Raw genomic sequence first — 16,424 nt, forward strand, 5'->3', positions numbered from 1 at the left:
GCGAAACTTTTACTCACTTGGAGTCTGCACCATGATTGCCGTCACTGTCACTTTTGAAATTGCGCCCGAGCACGTTGAGGCATTTCGAGTTGGTGTGTTGCAGCACGCGAAGAACTCTCTCAGCGAAGAAGGGTGCCGTCGTTTCGACGTGTGTGTGGATCCCGAGAACGCAAATCGCTTTTTCTTGTACGAAATGTATGATGACATGGCAGCGTTTGAGGTCCACCAGAGCATGGATTATTTCACCAAGTTTGGCTCGACGATCTCCGATTGGGTCACCGACAAGCATCTGGCGGTTTGGGAACTTGCTTCGGTCGCTTCCTAAGCCTCGCTGCTTGATATTTCGCGAGCTTCTTGCTCGTTCGGCCACGGGTCGAACAGTTCGTCGAACGCGATCCACAAGGCTCTGGCGTAGCGAAAGAACCAGAGAGGGAAGACGACAATCATGAGCGTCAGGACAACAAGCAACTGCTTGCCCGTCAACACTTCAGCGAAATAACAGCCGAAGTAAATGGCGACAACCAAGACTGCGGTTACGCCATAATTGAAGTAGATGGACCCAAGCAGGTAGCCGGGCGCGCGATCGAATCTTCGTCCGCAATTCTCGCAAGGATCATTCATCGCGAACCATCCGCAGAAGAGAGGTGAAACTCCACAGGCGGGGCAACGCAGCCTCAGTCCCCGAAGGAGAAGTTTCGATAACGGTGGTTGGGCTTGCGTAGGCTCGTTTTCCATCAACTCGGTCGGCTTGCTGCTTTCGATGGCTACTTGCAGTGATTGGGGCACGTCGTTAGGCTGCCAGCTATGCAAAAGTTCGCGAAACTACTGCAATTACTCGGCCTCTCTATTCCCCCGCTAGCGATGGTCGGGGAACTCTCAGGTCGGTTTGGATCCGGGAAAATGCTCAGCTTCCTGCTGGTTTCGGTCTGCTTGTTTAGCATCGGTTACTTGCTGCAGCAGTACACCAATCCCCAACAGTAGAGATTAACCCGAGAGCTTACGCTTCTCGGCTTTGAGATTCTTGGCTCAGTCCTTGAGAACGAAAGTGATCATCAAGGTCACCCGATAGCTGGTGATCTTGCCGTCCTTGATTTCCGCTTTCTGGTCTTTGACCCAAGCACTCTTGACATTGTCCAAGGTCTTGCAGGCACGGTCGACGCCGACTTCGATGGCGTCTTCGAAGCTTTTCTTGCTGGAAGAGATGATCTCGGTAACACGTGCGACGGACATGGTGGTAGCCTCCAAGGCTGGGCGAAGGTGTGACAAGTGCAGAAGCCGCTGCGGGCGTCATTCGATGCGTTGATTATGCCGCTCGGTGACGCCTTCGGCTAGCAGGGTTCTCGCCTCTTTGATTGTTCGCAAATCGAATCAGGGCAGTAGTTTATGCCGATTGCGTCGAGCTTTCAGCATGGCCAGTCCACCTTGACCGACCTTGCGAATCGCAATAAACTTTTTGCTGCAAGTGTGTTACGACAAATTTACCGTGCTGTGAGAGCGGCTGCCGCTGAGGGTCTAGCTTGACTCTCCAGACGTTCGCTGCAGAGATCACCAAAGATAAGATACCAAAAATGGAAGCTTTAGAACGCATCTGGGAAATCGTTACCGGCTTTGGCAATGGCATCCTAGGACGATTCGAACGTGCTATCACAGGCCTCTTTGGCTCTGCGAATGCGCGTTACTTGAAGAAACTGAACTCGAAAATCGACGCGATCAACGCGCTCGAGAACAAATACGTCGCGATGAGCGACGAGCAGCTTTGCGCTCAGACTGCGGAGTTCAAGAAGCGACTCGCAGCAGGCGAAACGCTCGATGATCTATTGGTCGAAGCCTTTGCCGTTTGTCGCGAAGCGGGACGCCGTTGGATGGGGATGCGTCATTATGATGTACAGCTCATCGGCGGCATCATTCTGCATGGTGGCAACATTGCGGAAATGGTCACTGGCGAAGGAAAGACCCTCGTAGCAACCTTGCCAGCCTACCTCAACGCACTCGAAGGCAAAGGCGTGCATGTCGTCACGGTGAACGACTACTTAGCACGTCGTGACATGGAGTGGATGGCACCAATCTACACAGGGCTTGGACTGACCGTTGGCAACATCCAAAGCGGGATGGACGCCGCGGAGCGTCAAAAGTCTTACGCTTGCGACATCACCTACGGTACGAATAACGAATTCGGCTTTGACTATCTCCGCGACAATATGCGGAGTGCTGCCCGCGATGACGATCGTTTCCCGAAGCGGGATCAGCAAGCCCAAGGTCGCTTGAATTACGCCATCATCGACGAAGTCGACAACATTCTCATTGACGAAGCGCGGACGCCGCTGATTATCTCCGGCCCGGCGGAAGATGATATTACGAAGTATGTGAAGGCCGACAAGATCGCTCGCCAACTGAAAGAGAACGAGCACTTTGAAGTCAAGGAAAAAGAACATACCGCACACATGACCGACGAGGGCGTGCGTGCCGCGGAGAAGATCGCAGGGGTCGAGAGCTTCTATACGGCCGGCAATATGCAGTGGCCACATCTGATCGACAACGCATTGAAGGCACATCACCTCTACAAACTAGACGTGAACTACGTCGTTCAAGATGGCAAAGTCGTGATCGTCGACGAGCACACCGGTCGTCTGATGGATGGCCGCCAGTGGAGTGATGGCTTGCATCAGGCGGTCGAAGCGAAGGAAGGCGTGCAGATCAAGGAAGAAAATCAAACCCTTGCGACCATCACGCTGCAGAACTTCTTCAAGCTCTACAACAAGATCTCTGGTATGACCGGTACCGCTCTGACCGAAGCGGGCGAGTTCTGGAAGATCTACGAACTCGACGTCATTGGCGTTCCAACCAACCGTGAAATGCAGCGGATCGAGTTCCCAGACGCCATTTATCGCACCGAACGCGAGAAGTACGTCGCCATTGCTGAAGAGATCGAACGGCTCACGCGCTTCACGACCGTAGAACTCAAGAATGGCGAATACTTTATCGGGAAACTCGTCGCTGAGGATGACAAGGCGGTCACGCTGGAGCTGATTGACAATCGCAAGAAAGAGACGATCGAGCGTGACAAGATCTCGCACATTCAGCCACCGGGTCGACCAATTCTTGTTGGTACGGTCTCTATCGAAAAGAGCGAACGCCTTTCGAACCTGCTAAGCAAACGTGGTGTCGAACACGAAATCCTTAACGCAAAACAACACAAGCGCGAGGCAGAAATCGTCGCTCAGGCTGGCCGTAAGGGAATGGTCACCATCGCCACGAACATGGCCGGTCGCGGTACCGACATTATTCTCGGCGGCAACCCGGAGACGATGGCTTGGGCCCAACTTCAGGACAAGTACCCGACACGTCTCGAAGTGCCAAAAGAAGAGTGGGAGGAGCTTGTCAATTCGATCGAACGCCGCGAGAAAATGAAGGAGATGGGCGCTGAGATTAAAGAGCTTGGCGGCCTCCACATCATTGGCACCGAGCGCCACGACGCACGCCGCATTGACCTGCAGCTTCGTGGACGTTGCGGTCGTCAAGGTGATGCCGGTAGTAGCCGGTTCTACTTGTCGCTGGAAGACGACCTCATGCGGATCTTCGCCGGCGAATGGGTGAAGAACATGCTTACCCGACTTGGCATGCAAGAGGGCGAGGCAATCGAAAGTAAGATGGTCACCCGTCGGATCGAAGGAGCCCAAAAGAAAGTCGAAGAGAAAAACTTCGAGATTCGCAAGAACTTGCTCGAATACGACGAAGTCATGGACGAACAGCGGAAACGCGTCTATGGCTACCGTCAACGGATTCTCGACGGTGACAACACGCGCGATCTGGTGATGGAGATGATCCGCAACCAGATTGATGAGGCACTCACAACCTTCCTGGCTGACAACTACGGCACCGAATCGTTCGCCGCAGCGGCTGGCAACCTGTTGGCGATCGAGCTTGAGCCTCGCGACTATCGCAGCTTGAGCTTCAACGATGCGGAACAGCAAGCTCACGAAGAGGCTCTGACGCAGGCTGAGTCGCAAGTTTTCGACGCCATCGAAGAAAACCTCCCCGAGAGTGAAGACGAAACCGAATGGAACTGGTCTGCTCTGGCTAAGTGGTCAAACACTCGCTGGGGAACCAACTACCGCGATCGTGATCTGAAAAAGATCGGCAGTGACGATCTGGCTGAGAAGCTCATCAGCGATGCCCAGACCTCCATCGAAGCGATCGATCTGAAATCGTGTGCTCGTTTTCTCGAGCCCAACTACGGTGTTCAATCCGCGTGTAGCTGGCTGAGGGACAAATTCGGCATTGAGTTAGCTCCGCAAGATATGGAGAACCTTGAGGCGAAAGAGTTCCTCCGCGTCGCTCAAGAAAAGGCGCAGAACGCCTACGACATGCGGGAGTCTGAATTCCCAGTGCTCGCGGGACTGCTGCGATTCGGAAAACGCGACCGCAGCGGGCAGTCGCAAGGCTTGCAGCGTGAGGATCTCATCGCTTGGGCCAAGCGTCGCTTCGGCGTTGAGATCTCTCTTGATGACCTCAAGAACAAGCAGCGTGAAGAGATTCACAAACTGCTGCTTGAACATAGTCGGGCTAGCAATCAACGTGCAGAAAAAATCTCTGATGAGGCCGATGAGCGAATCGAAGCGTTGTTTGGTTCATCGTCAGCCGATACGACCCTTGGCCAAGCCACCAACAACAATGGCAAGCTCAACAACCTGGCTAGTTGGCTTCAAAAGACGTGCGAAGTCGAAGTCGACAATGACGAACTAGCCAAACTCGACCGCGACGAAGCAGAACGGAGAGTCAGTCAATTGATCGAGGACAAGTTCCGTCCTGAAATGCGGCGATTAGAACGCTCGCTGCTATTGCAGATTCTCGATCAGGGATGGAAAGAACACCTCCGCGTTATGCAGCATCTCCGCGATAGCGTGGGCTTGCGTGGCTACGCCCAGATCGACCCGAAGGTCGAGTACAAACGGGAGGGCATGCGACTGTTCGAAAACATGTGGGCGTCGGTCGGCAACTACGTGACGGACTTGATCTTTAAAATGGAAAACCTCGACGAAGGCTTTGTCGGCAACACCTGGGTCGAGTCCGAAGCGATCCACGAGGAAGCACCTGCCGCGGCGACGATGGCTCCAGAGCAGCAAGCCGCGATCGATGGTTCGCAAACCGCTCAAAAGGTCGAGCCGATCCGTAATCGAACGGAAAAGGTTGGCCGCAACGCTCCGTGTCCGTGTGGTAGCGGAAAGAAATACAAGAACTGTTGCATGAGAAATGGTTGATCTCTTGCCCACGAGGGCCCGAAGTTTCTAGCGGGAAAGGATTCCCCCAGCATGATTCGCAGCAAGCTCTTCTCTTGGTTGCTGAACGCCGTTTACGCGACGATCATTGTGCTGGGACTCCCATGGATCCTGTGGGCAGCATGGCGGCACGGGAAGTATCGCGAGGGTTTCGGAGAGAAACTCCTCGGCTCGGTTCCGAAACGCTTAGGAAATCGTCCCTGTCTATGGCTGCACGCGGTCAGCGTCGGCGAAGTCAATTTGCTTGAAACGCTGATCGACGAAATCCAAACTCGTTCTGACAAGTTCGACATCTGCATCTCCACAACGACGAAAACAGGCTTCGATCTCGCGCGTAAGAAATACGGATCGCACACGGTTTTCTATTGCCCCCTCGATTTCTCCTGGGCAGTTCATCGAGCCATGCAAAGAGTTCGTCCAACAGCACTCATCCTTGCTGAGCTTGAGCTTTGGCCGAACCTTATCAACGCAGCGAAACAACACGGTGCCAAAGTAGCCATCGTCAACGGTCGACTCAGCGAGCGTAGCCATCGCGGTTATCAACGCGTGGCCCAACTGATCGCTCCCGTACTTCGACAGATCGATCTCATCGCCGTTCAAGACGAAACAACGGCAGAACGATTCTTAAGCCTATCTGCCAAAAGTAATTCGGTCATGACGACAGGCTCACTGAAGTTCGATGGCGTTGAAACAGAACGAAAGAACCCAAGAACTCTAGAACTGGCAAAGCTGGCGGGAGTAGAAGAAACGGACGTGGTCTTCCTGGCAGGAAGTACGCAAGCGCCTGAGGAAGAGGTCGCGTTGGAAGCGTTTCAAGACCTTTCCCCTCAATTTCCCAATTTGCGATTGATCCTGGTCCCTCGCCACCCTCAACGATTCGAAGAAGTGGCCGGATTGCTTCAGCAATCCGGGATGCCTTGGCAACGGCGCTCACTGCTAAAGGACCAAGATTCAACAAACCATGACGCTAAGGTACTACTAGTTGACACCATCGGTGAACTGAGCGTCTGGTGGGGTACCGCCCAAATCGCCTTTGTCGGAGGCAGCTTTGGGAATCGCGAAGGGCAAAATATGCTCGAGCCGGCAGCTTACGGCGCCGCAGTTTCTTTTGGTCCTCGCACGAGAAACTTCCGCGATATCGTCTCGCTTCTGCTCGCGAATGATGGGGCCATCGTGTTGCAAGAGCCGAGCGAAATGGAAACGTTCGTACAGCGTTGTCTGGAGAATCCACAGTGGGCCGCCGAGCTTGGCAACCGCAGTCAGAAAACGGTTCTATCCCATCAGGGAGCGACCACCAAAACGGTCGATCTTCTCCTTGAGTTGCTCCCAGAGCAAGCCGATTGCCTGTCGAAACCACGAGCAGCCTAAAGCTAGGTTGCTTCTGAGGATTCAACGCTCCCCAAATGCTCGTGATCACCGATGTGATCAGGGCAGTAGCACGCTTGCCCCTCGCATTGGGAACAGTAGCGGAACAGTGTTTTCGGAGACTGGTCGCTGTTCATTCCACAGACCAAGCACTCGTGCTTGGGCCCTCTCTCTTTCGGCTTTGCCTTCGCCTGAAATTCACGACTCCGCTTTTTATCGCGCAAGTCACGCAGATGGCCTCTTCCGAAGAACAGCAAATAGTTGGCGGTCGCGCCAAGCACTGAAAGCTGGAGTGGCCAAGGAAATCTGATGAAAGCGTAGCCGTACATCAACCAGGTAAAGAGAGCCAGCCACTTGATTCTTATTGGCAGCACGAAGAACAGATTGAGTGTTAAGTTCGGTGCAACCCGTGCCGCTCCGAGGAAAAGTGTGCTGTACAATGCCGCGTTCGTTCCGGAGAGGCTGAAGTCCCAAGGAATGCTCCAAACGAACCAAAGGGCGAAGGCAACGATTAGATTCGCAAGATAGCTAACCAACAAGTAAAGGTTATATCGAAATACCCCCAAGTGGCTCTCGAGGATACCGCCAAACAGATGCATCAACAGCCACGCGAAAATCACAAAGAGTGGGCTCGTCGCCGGCGGCGTAAAGACGAAGCTCAAAAGACGCCAAATCTCGCCATCGAGAACTTTCGGGATGTTGAGGCGAATCAACTCCAGCGGGTCGCCTTCGCCCTGCTTGGACAGCTCGACAAGGTAGAACCCGATTTGCCCGACGATAAGGGCAAGAGTGAGGTTTGGAATTGCAAACCGCGAGAAACGCCCCTCAAGCCTTTTGAGTAGAGACATAGAGATTCTCAGAGAGTGCCTTCAAGGCCGACCATTAAACGGCAGCCGTAACACTATTGTCCGTCCGTTGCCCATCGCTCTCAGTGGCGGACTCCGTGGCAACGGTGACCTTTCCTGGAGCCTCCTCTTCCTCTTGTTTCAGCAACACATGTAGTAGGCCAAATAAGGCCGCCACTCCCGCCCACATCGCCGGGTAAGCGAGCATGACGGGGCCCCGTAGAAGCACGCCAGCCACACACCACGCGACGAAAATGATGGGAATCGAGACTTTCAGACTTGGAAGCTGCATCAGAAATGAATCCTTGAAAAGCCGGGACGCGGCTGATGGTGTTACCGATTAAAGGCTGACTCATGCACCCAACATAATGATTATTCGGGAATCTCGCTCTTTTGAAAACAGTGGATATGAAATCCGACCGTAGTTTCTCCTAGTTTTCCGCGAAGGCGAGTTTTCCCAGGTGAGACCGGGCCTGCTCGCGAATTCTCTGCAAAAGCCTAGCACACTTCGCAGGAAAGGTTTCCCCTCAGCCTACCCCGGCTATAATTGCCTTCAATCATGAATGACAGCTCCCCCTTTGCGATCCAAACGCGCGGCCTGAAGAAGTCCTATCGCGTTTACCAAAAGCAAGAGGGGCTCCTGGCCTCACTGACAGGCCTCTTTCAACGCGAATACCGCGATGTGCACGCCGTCCGGGGGATTGACCTGGACGTCGCGAAAGGGGAATTCGTTGCATTCCTGGGCCCAAATGGTGCCGGCAAGACGACAAGCCTGAAGCTGCTCTCAGGGGTCATCAGCCCCACCGGAGGCGAAGCCACCGTCCTGGGGCATGTCCCCTGGGAACGCGAGAATGCCTATCGGCGGAAGTTTGCGTTGGTGATGGGGCAAAAGAATCAGCTCTGGTGGGATCTGCCTGCCCAAGAATCCTTCAAGCTACATCAGCAGATTTATCGGATCGACCCGGCAGAGTTCGAGAAAACTCGCGACGAGTTGGTCGATTTGCTCGATGTCCGTCGTCTGCTTGGCCAGCCGGTTCGTGAACTCTCGCTCGGCGAACGAATGAAGATGGAGCTTACCGCGGCATTGCTTCACTCTCCCGAAGTTCTGTTCCTCGATGAGCCTACCATCGGCCTGGATGTCATTGCTCAACACAATATTCAAAAATTCCTCAAGCACTATCAGGAAATCCGCGGCATTACGATCCTCCTGACCAGCCACTACATGAAGGACGTCGCGGCGCTCTGCAAACGTGTCGTTATGATTGCCGACGGAGAGATCAAGTACGACGGTTCGCTCGAAGGAATTATCGACGAGTTCAGCGGACACAAAGTGCTAACGCTCCAGTTCGCCGATGAACACATGCCGAGTGATCTGTCGCAGTACGGCGAAGTCCTGGAAATCGTTGAACCTAAAGCTAAGCTCCGCATTGAGCGCGGTGAGATTGCGAGAGTGCTTTCCTCAGTACTTGCCAGCCATTCGGTTGCCGACGTCAGTGTTGAGGATCCGCCTCTGGAGGATGTGATTGCCGATCTGTTTACTCGGACTTCGAACAGCTCTCAACATAGCGAAACCACAGACGTCACCGCTCACGCCTCGGCATAAGTAGTTTTTCTCATGGTCGCACGTGTCCAAACCTGGTGGACGATTCTTAAGATTTGTCTTGAGGAACGTCTGGTCTATCGTGGCGATTTCGCCCTTGGCACGTTGATGCGGTTCTTGCCGATCGTCACTCAGATCTTTCTGTGGACGGCTGTCTTTGCCGCTGCGGCGAGTAGCAAGATTGAGGGATACACGTCGCAGACGATCATCGCCTACTACCTGCTCACAATGCTGGGACGTGCTTTCTCAAGCATGCCCGGTCTGGCCACAGGGATCGCCAAGCAAGTTCGCGAGGGTGAGATCAAGAAGTTTCTCATCCAGCCCATCGATTTACTGAGTTATTTGCTACTCGCTCGTATTGCCCACAAGCTGGTTTACTACACGGTTGCGGCAGGGCCATTCGCGCTCGTCTTTTGGCTCTGCGGCGATTATTTCCCGCCTTTCCCGGGGTGGACCGTGTTCAGCGCGTTTGTCGCTTCACTATTGCTCGGTTTCGCACTCGGTTTTTTCTTAGAAGCCTCGCTAGGGCTCATCGCCTTCTGGTTCCTGGAAGTCACTTCGCTGCTGTTCGTCTATATGTTGTTCAACTTCTTCTGCTCTGGGCACATGTTCCCGCTCGATTTCCTGCCCGACCCGTATGGGACGATCGTTGATTTGATGCCCTTGAAATACTTAGCCTACTACCCAGCAGCCATCTACCTGGGAAAGATCCCCCCCGACGAACTTCTGCAAGGACTCGCAATTGAACTTGGCTGGGTCGTGTTCTTCATCATCCTCAGCCGCCGACTCATGCATGCCGGGTATAACCGATATAGCGGCTTCGGGGGTTGAATCGATTTCCCAACATTCCATTACTCCAATATTCCAAACAATCCGGTCGCCAATGCTAGCGGCTCGCATGCTCAAATGTCCCCCAATTACCTCGCCGTCTTCCTGACCTTCGCGCGAAACAGTCTCATTCGCGACATGACGTTTCGGACGAACTTCTTCATTGAAGTTATCTCGAGCATGTCGTGGATGATCATGAACCTGGGGTTCTATACGCTCGTCTATCAGTTCACCCCAGATATCGAAGGCTGGGGCAAGTATCAGTTCTTCGTGTTCATCGCGACGACGATGTTCATCAACAGCCTTGTGCAAGCCTTCTTCATGCCAAACGCTCAAGAACTAAGCGAACTGGTTCGCACGGGCGGGCTCGACTTTGCCTTGTTGAAGCCAATCGATACGCAGTTTCTCGTCTCGCTGCGTCGCGTGAATTGGTCTTCGCTGGGCAACTTTGGCATCGCGCTCGTGTTGCTGGCTTACGCGCTGCCAAAGATTGAAAACCTCAACCTCTCCATCTGGCAGTTTTTGCTCTATCCGGCATACATCCTCATGGGCGTGCTGATCCTCTACAGCGTGATGATGACCCTCGCAGCGACAAGTATCTGGTTAGGTCGTAACCAGTCGCTCTACGATTTTTGGTTTTACATCACCAACTTCTCACGCTACCCGATGGAGATTTACAAAGGCACCTACGGCGAACCGCTGCGGAACTTGTTCACATTCGTTATTCCGATTCTCGTCGTCATCAACGTGCCCGCGAACCTGATGGCCAAGCCACTGGGAATAAGCAGTGAAGCAACAACCAACCGCGGCATGCAACTCGCCTTGTTCACGCTGCTGGCAACGGCCGGTTCATTGGCGTTTAGCCGCTGGATCTTCAAGAAGGCTTTGGGGAGCTATCGGAGCGCGAGCAGCTAGATGGCCGACTCCAAGATCGCAGCTCACTTTACTAATGCTCGCCCTCTATTCTGGAAGTGGTTCAAGAAGAATGAGCAGTTTCTAAAGTCGGACGCACCGGAAAACAATTTACTTAATGAGTTCCTGGATCAATTGCACTTATTTGATAGTCGTTTGTACTTCTTGATTTCAACTAATCAGGATCCGAATGAACTAATAATAACAGCGGAAGGCAATTCCAAAGCTTTTGAATCTGCTGAATCGCTAGTAAGCTCAGCTCCTGAGATTGAAGGCTGGGCGGCGATTGCCCTCAAACCGCCGATGGGATTCGATTTCATACATCAAGACGGGAAAATCAGATTACATGCTTCAAAACTCTGGTTCATGCCTCTGCATAGCGAAGCTGATCCAAAGGGGCTTGGGATTATGCTCGGGATGCCTAATGTTGACTTTGTTCTTGACAACCAATCAGTAGACACTGCCTACACTATCCTTGAGTCTGGAATCGGTGAGCGCTCATGTACTGAAGATATTGCCCATCTAGTTGTGTCGGACCTGCCGGATTCGCCCGCTGAAGAAGGTTACATAGAACTTGATAAACTGGCTAGCTATATTGCCTTTCACAAGCGCCGCGTCTCTAGTCACCCATAACAGTCACGACAACCGTCCGACTCCGCGGCTTTACGTCGCACTCCAAATGAAAAATCTGCTGCCACGTCCCGAGGACCGGCTGCCCGCCTGAGACCGGCACACTCACCGCAGGCCCCAGCCACGTTGCTTGTAGGTGCGAGTGCCCGTTGCCATCGTGCCATGCTCGTTCGTGACCGTAATCGCGGCTCGGCGGGATTAGTTTGTCGAGGATCGCTGGCATGTCTTCCTCGAGGCCCGGCTCGAACTCGATAGTGCCTACGGCTCCTGTACTGCCGACGTTAAACACATGCACCACTCCAGTTGAGATACCACTCTTCTGAATCACTTGCGTCACCTGAGGCGTCAGATCGTGCATGTGGCCGTGACCGCGATTGTCCACTTTGATGTTTTCTTGATGTACCACGGCTCAGTCTCCCTGAAGGATCTCTATTCCGATCGGACGCTATAGTCGCTGACTACTTGGAACGGTAACTTAACATACAGAAGCTTCGGTGGCGGCTGCCGAATAATTAAATACGCTATCAAATCTGCAACACGAAAGCACTTGCTATCTGTGAACGTCGATCCCCCCGCAAAAATTGCAATCCTTGGTGCGGGACCGATCGGTTTAGAAACGGCCCTTTACGCGCGGTACCTCGGATACAAAGTCGCTCTTTATGAGAAGGGCAACAGACCAGCAGCTTCAGTGCGTGATTGGGGACACGTCCAACTGTTCACGCCCTTTGCCATGAATGCTTCGCCCCTCGGCGTTGCTGCCCTGCAAGCCCAAGACACTAACTACCAGCCTCCCTTTGCTGATGAGTGCCTGACTGGCGACGCGTTTTGTGATCGCTACTTAGACCCGCTCGCTACGAGCGATTTGCTTGCCGATGGTTTGCAACTTAATTCGCAGGTGCGTTCCATCGGTCGCCCGCTGCACCGCAAGGTGGAAGCCGTTGGCTCCCCGGAGCGGTCCGAGGAGGGTTTTCGGATTCTGCTCATAAACAGCGAGGGGCGAGAAGAGATCGATTCGGCGGACATCGTGATCGATTGTAGTGGCACTTTCGGCAACTCGAATCCGGTAGGGCAGGGCGGTGTACCAGCTATTGGGGAGAAGACGGCATCAAAAGAAATCGAACAAGGTTTGCCGGACATCTTCAGCAGCGAGCGGGAAACTTATGCCGGCAAGCATACGCTCGTTATCGGCTCCGGTTATTCTGCCGCGACGAACGTGACGCGTCTCGCAGAACTTGCTAAGCGAGAGCCTGGAACACGAATCACATGGCTTACGCGAAAGAGTGAACGCGAATTGCCAATCCAGCGAATCCCGGGCGACACTCTCGCGGATCGGGACTCGCTTGCCCAAGAAGCAAATCAACTCGCTATCGAAGAAAGCCCCGCTACGTGGCTCACGACACAAGGCATCCACGCCATTGAATTCGACCGCGACGCTGGTGGTTTCGCCGTCACCCTCGCGGAAGACGATACCCCGCCAATCAAGGCCGACCGCATCATCGCCAACGTAGGCTTTCGCCCCGACACATCGCCCTACGGAGAACTTCAGGTTCACCAATGCTACGCCAGCGAAGGCCCAATGAAACTGGCGGCGGCGTTGCTACGCGATAAATCGCAAAATGACGGCCACGTCGATTGCCTTAAGCAAGCGTCATGCGGACCCGAATCGCTGATCACGACTGAACCGAACTTCTACGTTCTCGGAGCGAAGAGCTACGGTCGCAACTCACAGTTCCTCATGCGAACCGGGCTCGAACAAATCCGCGACCTGTTCACCATTATCCGCGGTCGGGAAGACTTAGACCTCTACGCGACGATGCCAAAGATTGCATGAGCCAATCCGCCCCTACCGTTGAACTCTCTCACCTTGATCACCTCTGGTTCCAGGTTGCGGGGACGCTCTGTAATCTGTCTTGCCATCATTGCTTCATCAGCTGCACTCCCAAGAACGATTCCTTTGGCTTTCTGACGTTGGAAACGGTTCGCAAGCGGCTTGAAGAATCGATAGCCCACGGCGTCAAGGAATATTACTTCACCGGTGGCGAACCGTTCCTCAATCGCGAAATGACCGACATACTCGTTGAGACTCTCAGATTCGGCCCTGCAACCGTACTGACCAACGGAACGGTACTCAAAGACGAGTGGCTTGCCCGCTTAGCCGCCGCAGAACAGGAAAGTCTCTATTCCCTTGAGTTCCGCGTCTCCATCGATGGCTTCTCTCCAGAAACCAACGACCCAATCCGAGGCGAGGGGACCTTCGAGCGTGCCCTTGAAGGAGTCCGAAAACTCGTGGAGTTCGGTTTCCTTCCCATCATCACCGCCGCTCGAACTTGGCCAGACGAAGACGATGAGCGAGTCGTCGCCCAGTTCGTCGATGTTCTGAAAAGCATTGGTTACGCGCGACCCAGACTAAAAATTCTCCCGGCGCTGCAAATGGGCGCTGAGGAAGAACGAACGCATGGCTATCGAGAATCCGAGCGGATCGATCCCGCGATGCTCGTCGACTACGACATGAGTCAACTTGTCTGCGAGCACAGCCGGATTATCACCGACCGTGGAGTGCACGTTTGCCCGATTCTCATTGAGTCGCCCGAGGCATTACTTGCCGATTCGCTCGCCGATGCAGACCGCCCCTTTGCCCTCAGCCACGGAGCGTGCTATACGTGTTATCAGTACGGGGCGATTTGTTCCAACTCGTCGAGTTCCCATCAGGGAGACAAGTAGCGTCTCACGATGTCATTCCGACGGGAGGCTAGCCGACTGAGGAATCCGACCAACACTCTCGTCCGCCATATCATTGCAAGAAACTTTGATCATGAACCGATCCCGAATCACCACACTTATGTGGGCTGTTGTCTCTTTCTTCTCAGCCCTCTCTACAGTCGCTAAGGAAAGTAAGGTGTCCTACCCAGAAACCAGACGCGTCGACCACACCGACGTGTACCACGGTCGAACCGTTCCTGACCCCTACCGTTGGCTGGAAGGCGACGTTCGTGAGGACGAAGAGGTTGCCGCTTGGACGAGGGCGCAGAATGAAGTCACTCGGCAGTACCTTGATGCGATCCCACAACGAGAGGCAATCCACAAGCGACTCACCGAATTGTGGGACTACGAGCGACAGTCCGTCCCTTGGCAAGTTGCCGGGAAGTACTTCTGGTACGAAAACGACGGCCTCCAGAATCAAGCCGTGCTGATGGTTGCCGACTCCTACGACGACAAGGGGCGCATTCTACTCGACCCCAACAAGTGGAGCGAGGATGGCACGGTCGCGCTCGGCAGAACTGTCACGAGTGAAGACGGCAAACTGATGGCGCTCACACGCAAAGAAGCGGGCTCCGATTGGTCAACCGTGCGAGTCCTCGAAATCGACAGTGGCAAGATGCGCGACGACCGACTCGAATGGGTCCGCCATGGCAACCTCGTTTGGAATGCTGCTGGCGACGGGTTCTACTACACGCGCTATCCTGAGCCACCCGAGGGTGAAAAGTTTCAGGCCCTCTCGCTAAACCCGAGCATTTACTTTCATCGGCTGGGAACTCCTCAGTCTGAAGATACACTGATCTTCAACCGACCTGACGAGCCCAACTGGAGCTACTGGCTCCGACGCACCGAAGACAATCGCTACCTGGTGCTGCACATCCACCGCAGCACCGATCCGCAGAGTCGGGTTTACCTCAAAGAAGTGAGTGCCGCACCGGAAGATCCCTGGAAGAAGCTGATCGATACCTTCGACAACGAGTACGCGCTCGTCGGCAACCACGGCTCGACGCTTTACTTCTACACGGATCGGGACGCGCCGCGCAAACGTGTTGTCGCCATTGATGCGGACGCCGTCGACGCGACTGACATGACGGAAATCATTCCCGAGAGGGAGAGAGGCGGCACGTTGGAGAATGTCTCGCTGTTTGGCGAAGAGTTCATCTGCAAGTATCTCTCCGACGTTACCACGCGTTTGATTCGCTACGACTTCGCGGGCAAAGAGCTTAGTGCGCTCAAACTCCCTGGGCTGGGCACTGCCGAGGGCTTCGGTGGGCGGCAAGACGACACTGAGACCTTCTACTCGTTCACAAGCTACACGACGCCTACGGCGATCTATCGGTATGACGTCACCAGTGGACGAAGCGAACTCATCCGCGAATCCAAAGTCGATTTCGACCCCAGCCAGTACGAATCAAAGCAAGTCTTTGCCACCAGCAAAGATGGCACCCAGGTGCCGATAATCATTTCCTACAAGAAGGGCCTACAGCTCGACCATACGAACCCCACCTTGCTGTACGGCTATGGGGGATTCAATATCTCGATTACACCCTCATTTGCGGTCACCTACGCCGCCTGGATGGACATGGGTGGGGTGTTGGCCGTGGCAAATATGCGTGGCGGGGGCGAATATGGCGAAGCGTGGCACACTGCTGGCAAAGGAGTGAACAAGCAGAACGTCTTCGACGACTTTATCGCCGCGGCTGAACACTTGATCTCAACTGGCTACACAAAGCCCGAGAAGCTCGCCATTATGGGAGGAAGCAACGGCGGATTGCTCGTCGGTGCGGTAATGACCCAGCGACCTGAACTCTTCGGCGCTGCCTTACCCGCAGTCGGAGTCATGGACATGCTGCGCTTCCAGAACTTCACGGCGGGTCATTTTTGGCGACACGAGTACGGCACTGCGGACGACCCGGAAGAATTCGAGGCTCTGATCGCTTATTCGCCGTACCATAACTTGAAGCCTGGCACGCACTATCCACCAACGCTAGTCACCACTGCTGATACGGACGACCGCGTTGTCCCAATGCACAGCTTCAAATTCGCCGCCGCCTTGCAGCACGCTCAAGCCAGTGACGCGCCCACACTAATCCGCATCGAAAGCAAAGCTGGCCACGGCGCCGGAACACCCGTGAGCAAGCGTATCGATCTGGTCGCCGATAAGTGGGCGTTCCTGTGGAAGGCCTTGGAGATGGGCGAATAGCCGCTTGC

At 54.3% G+C, this 16,424-nt stretch carries 16 protein-coding genes; 11 read left to right on the forward strand and 5 right to left on the reverse strand.

The genetic code is table 11. From position 1 onward, the window contains the following. Positions 1–31 precede the first annotated feature (31 nt). The gene (locus RIB44_12205) at positions 32–325 is read left to right on the forward strand and encodes a putative quinol monooxygenase (GenBank protein ID MEQ8617327.1); all 294 of its coding nucleotides are present in this window, start codon (positions 32–34) and stop codon (positions 323–325) included. Here the strand turns inward: RIB44_12205 and RIB44_12210 are convergent. After that, on the reverse strand, positions 322–735 hold the full coding sequence (locus RIB44_12210) for a DUF983 domain-containing protein (GenBank protein ID MEQ8617328.1): 414 nt from the start codon (positions 733–735) through the stop codon (positions 322–324). The genes RIB44_12205 and RIB44_12210 overlap by 4 nt on opposite strands. Positions 736–804: 69 nt before the next feature. On the opposite strand from RIB44_12210, the gene RIB44_12215 reads away from it, so the two are divergent. Further along, complete coding sequence (locus RIB44_12215) at positions 805–981, forward strand: hypothetical protein (GenBank protein MEQ8617329.1); 177 nt, start codon at positions 805–807, stop codon at positions 979–981. Positions 982–1,026: 45 nt separating this feature from the next. On the opposite strand, the gene RIB44_12220 is transcribed toward RIB44_12215, so the two are convergent. Beyond that, on the reverse strand, positions 1,027–1,230 hold the full coding sequence (locus RIB44_12220; GenBank protein MEQ8617330.1) for a dodecin family protein: 204 nt from the start codon (positions 1,228–1,230) through the stop codon (positions 1,027–1,029). 338 nt (positions 1,231–1,568) lie between these two features. On the opposite strand from RIB44_12220, the gene RIB44_12225 reads away from it, so the two are divergent. Then, positions 1,569–5,258, forward strand: a complete 3,690-nt coding sequence (locus RIB44_12225) for an SEC-C metal-binding domain-containing protein (GenBank protein MEQ8617331.1) — start codon at positions 1,569–1,571, stop codon at positions 5,256–5,258. A gap of 51 nt (positions 5,259–5,309) precedes the next feature. Then, the gene (locus tag RIB44_12230; GenBank protein MEQ8617332.1) at positions 5,310–6,644 is read left to right on the forward strand and encodes a 3-deoxy-D-manno-octulosonic acid transferase; all 1,335 of its coding nucleotides are present in this window, start codon (positions 5,310–5,312) and stop codon (positions 6,642–6,644) included. A 2-nt stretch (positions 6,645–6,646) separates the two neighbouring features. On the opposite strand, the gene RIB44_12235 is transcribed toward RIB44_12230, so the two are convergent. After that, complete coding sequence (locus tag RIB44_12235) at positions 6,647–7,489, reverse strand: rhomboid family intramembrane serine protease (protein MEQ8617333.1); 843 nt, start codon at positions 7,487–7,489, stop codon at positions 6,647–6,649. 34 nt (positions 7,490–7,523) lie between these two features. Then, complete coding sequence (locus RIB44_12240) at positions 7,524–7,778, reverse strand: hypothetical protein (GenBank protein MEQ8617334.1); 255 nt, start codon at positions 7,776–7,778, stop codon at positions 7,524–7,526. A gap of 267 nt (positions 7,779–8,045) precedes the next feature. Here RIB44_12240 and RIB44_12245 point away from each other — a divergent pair, with 267 nt between their 5' ends. The 4 genes from RIB44_12245 (at position 8,046) to RIB44_12260 (ending at position 11,459) form a co-directional block, all read left to right on the forward strand. After that, positions 8,046–9,089, forward strand: a complete 1,044-nt coding sequence (locus RIB44_12245; GenBank protein ID MEQ8617335.1) for an ABC transporter ATP-binding protein — start codon at positions 8,046–8,048, stop codon at positions 9,087–9,089. A gap of 12 nt (positions 9,090–9,101) precedes the next feature. Next, positions 9,102–9,917, forward strand: a complete 816-nt coding sequence (locus tag RIB44_12250; GenBank protein ID MEQ8617336.1) for an ABC-2 family transporter protein — start codon at positions 9,102–9,104, stop codon at positions 9,915–9,917. A 75-nt stretch (positions 9,918–9,992) separates the two neighbouring features. Beyond that, positions 9,993–10,829 (forward strand): ABC-2 family transporter protein, encoded by an 837-nt coding sequence (locus RIB44_12255; protein ID MEQ8617337.1) that lies wholly within the window; start codon positions 9,993–9,995, stop codon positions 10,827–10,829. Further along, a complete protein-coding gene (locus RIB44_12260) occupies positions 10,830–11,459 on the forward strand; it encodes a hypothetical protein (protein MEQ8617338.1) in 630 nt (209 codons plus the stop codon). Here RIB44_12260 and RIB44_12265 read toward each other — a convergent pair. Next, the gene (locus RIB44_12265; protein ID MEQ8617339.1) at positions 11,446–11,862 is read right to left on the reverse strand and encodes a secondary thiamine-phosphate synthase enzyme YjbQ; all 417 of its coding nucleotides are present in this window, start codon (positions 11,860–11,862) and stop codon (positions 11,446–11,448) included. The two genes, RIB44_12260 and RIB44_12265, sit on opposite strands and share 14 nt — an antisense overlap. Before the next feature lie 150 nt (positions 11,863–12,012). Here RIB44_12265 and RIB44_12270 point away from each other — a divergent pair, with 150 nt between their 5' ends. From RIB44_12270 to RIB44_12280, 3 genes are all read left to right on the forward strand, one after another. After that, entirely contained in the window at positions 12,013–13,287 is a 1,275-nt protein-coding gene (locus tag RIB44_12270; GenBank protein ID MEQ8617340.1) for a hypothetical protein, read from the forward strand. Then, the gene (locus RIB44_12275; protein MEQ8617341.1) at positions 13,284–14,177 is read left to right on the forward strand and encodes a radical SAM protein; all 894 of its coding nucleotides are present in this window, start codon (positions 13,284–13,286) and stop codon (positions 14,175–14,177) included. The genes RIB44_12270 and RIB44_12275 overlap by 4 nt, the downstream gene beginning before the upstream one ends. A gap of 91 nt (positions 14,178–14,268) precedes the next feature. Continuing rightward, a complete protein-coding gene (locus tag RIB44_12280) occupies positions 14,269–16,416 on the forward strand; it encodes a prolyl oligopeptidase family serine peptidase (GenBank protein MEQ8617342.1) in 2,148 nt (715 codons plus the stop codon). Positions 16,417–16,424: the final 8 nt, after the last annotated feature.

This window comes from Lacipirellulaceae bacterium, assembly GCA_040218535.1.
Classification (GTDB): domain Bacteria; phylum Planctomycetota; class Planctomycetia; order Pirellulales; family Lacipirellulaceae; genus Adhaeretor.

What these genes read in the sequence shown, in the direction of transcription:
- RIB44_12205 (MEQ8617327.1), top strand. Translation starts at nt 32, where the DNA reads ATGATTGCCGTCACTGTCACTTTTGAAATTGCGCCCGAGCACGTTGAG.
- RIB44_12240 (MEQ8617334.1), bottom strand. Translation starts at nt 7,778, where the DNA reads ATGCAGCTTCCAAGTCTGAAAGTCTCGATTCCCATCATTTTCGTCGCG.
- RIB44_12280 (MEQ8617342.1), top strand. Translation starts at nt 14,269, where the DNA reads ATGAACCGATCCCGAATCACCACACTTATGTGGGCTGTTGTCTCTTTC.
- RIB44_12215 (MEQ8617329.1), top strand. Translation starts at nt 805, where the DNA reads ATGCAAAAGTTCGCGAAACTACTGCAATTACTCGGCCTCTCTATTCCC.
- RIB44_12220 (MEQ8617330.1), bottom strand. Translation starts at nt 1,230, where the DNA reads ATGTCCGTCGCACGTGTTACCGAGATCATCTCTTCCAGCAAGAAAAGC.
- RIB44_12225 (MEQ8617331.1), top strand. Translation starts at nt 1,569, where the DNA reads ATGGAAGCTTTAGAACGCATCTGGGAAATCGTTACCGGCTTTGGCAAT.
- RIB44_12275 (MEQ8617341.1), top strand. Translation starts at nt 13,284, where the DNA reads ATGAGCCAATCCGCCCCTACCGTTGAACTCTCTCACCTTGATCACCTC.
- RIB44_12250 (MEQ8617336.1), top strand. Translation starts at nt 9,102, where the DNA reads ATGGTCGCACGTGTCCAAACCTGGTGGACGATTCTTAAGATTTGTCTT.
- RIB44_12235 (MEQ8617333.1), bottom strand. Translation starts at nt 7,489, where the DNA reads ATGTCTCTACTCAAAAGGCTTGAGGGGCGTTTCTCGCGGTTTGCAATT.
- RIB44_12230 (MEQ8617332.1), top strand. Translation starts at nt 5,310, where the DNA reads ATGATTCGCAGCAAGCTCTTCTCTTGGTTGCTGAACGCCGTTTACGCG.
- RIB44_12245 (MEQ8617335.1), top strand. Translation starts at nt 8,046, where the DNA reads ATGAATGACAGCTCCCCCTTTGCGATCCAAACGCGCGGCCTGAAGAAG.
- RIB44_12210 (MEQ8617328.1), bottom strand. Translation starts at nt 735, where the DNA reads ATGGAAAACGAGCCTACGCAAGCCCAACCACCGTTATCGAAACTTCTC.
- RIB44_12260 (MEQ8617338.1), top strand. Translation starts at nt 10,830, where the DNA reads ATGGCCGACTCCAAGATCGCAGCTCACTTTACTAATGCTCGCCCTCTA.
- RIB44_12255 (MEQ8617337.1), top strand. Translation starts at nt 9,993, where the DNA reads ATGTCCCCCAATTACCTCGCCGTCTTCCTGACCTTCGCGCGAAACAGT.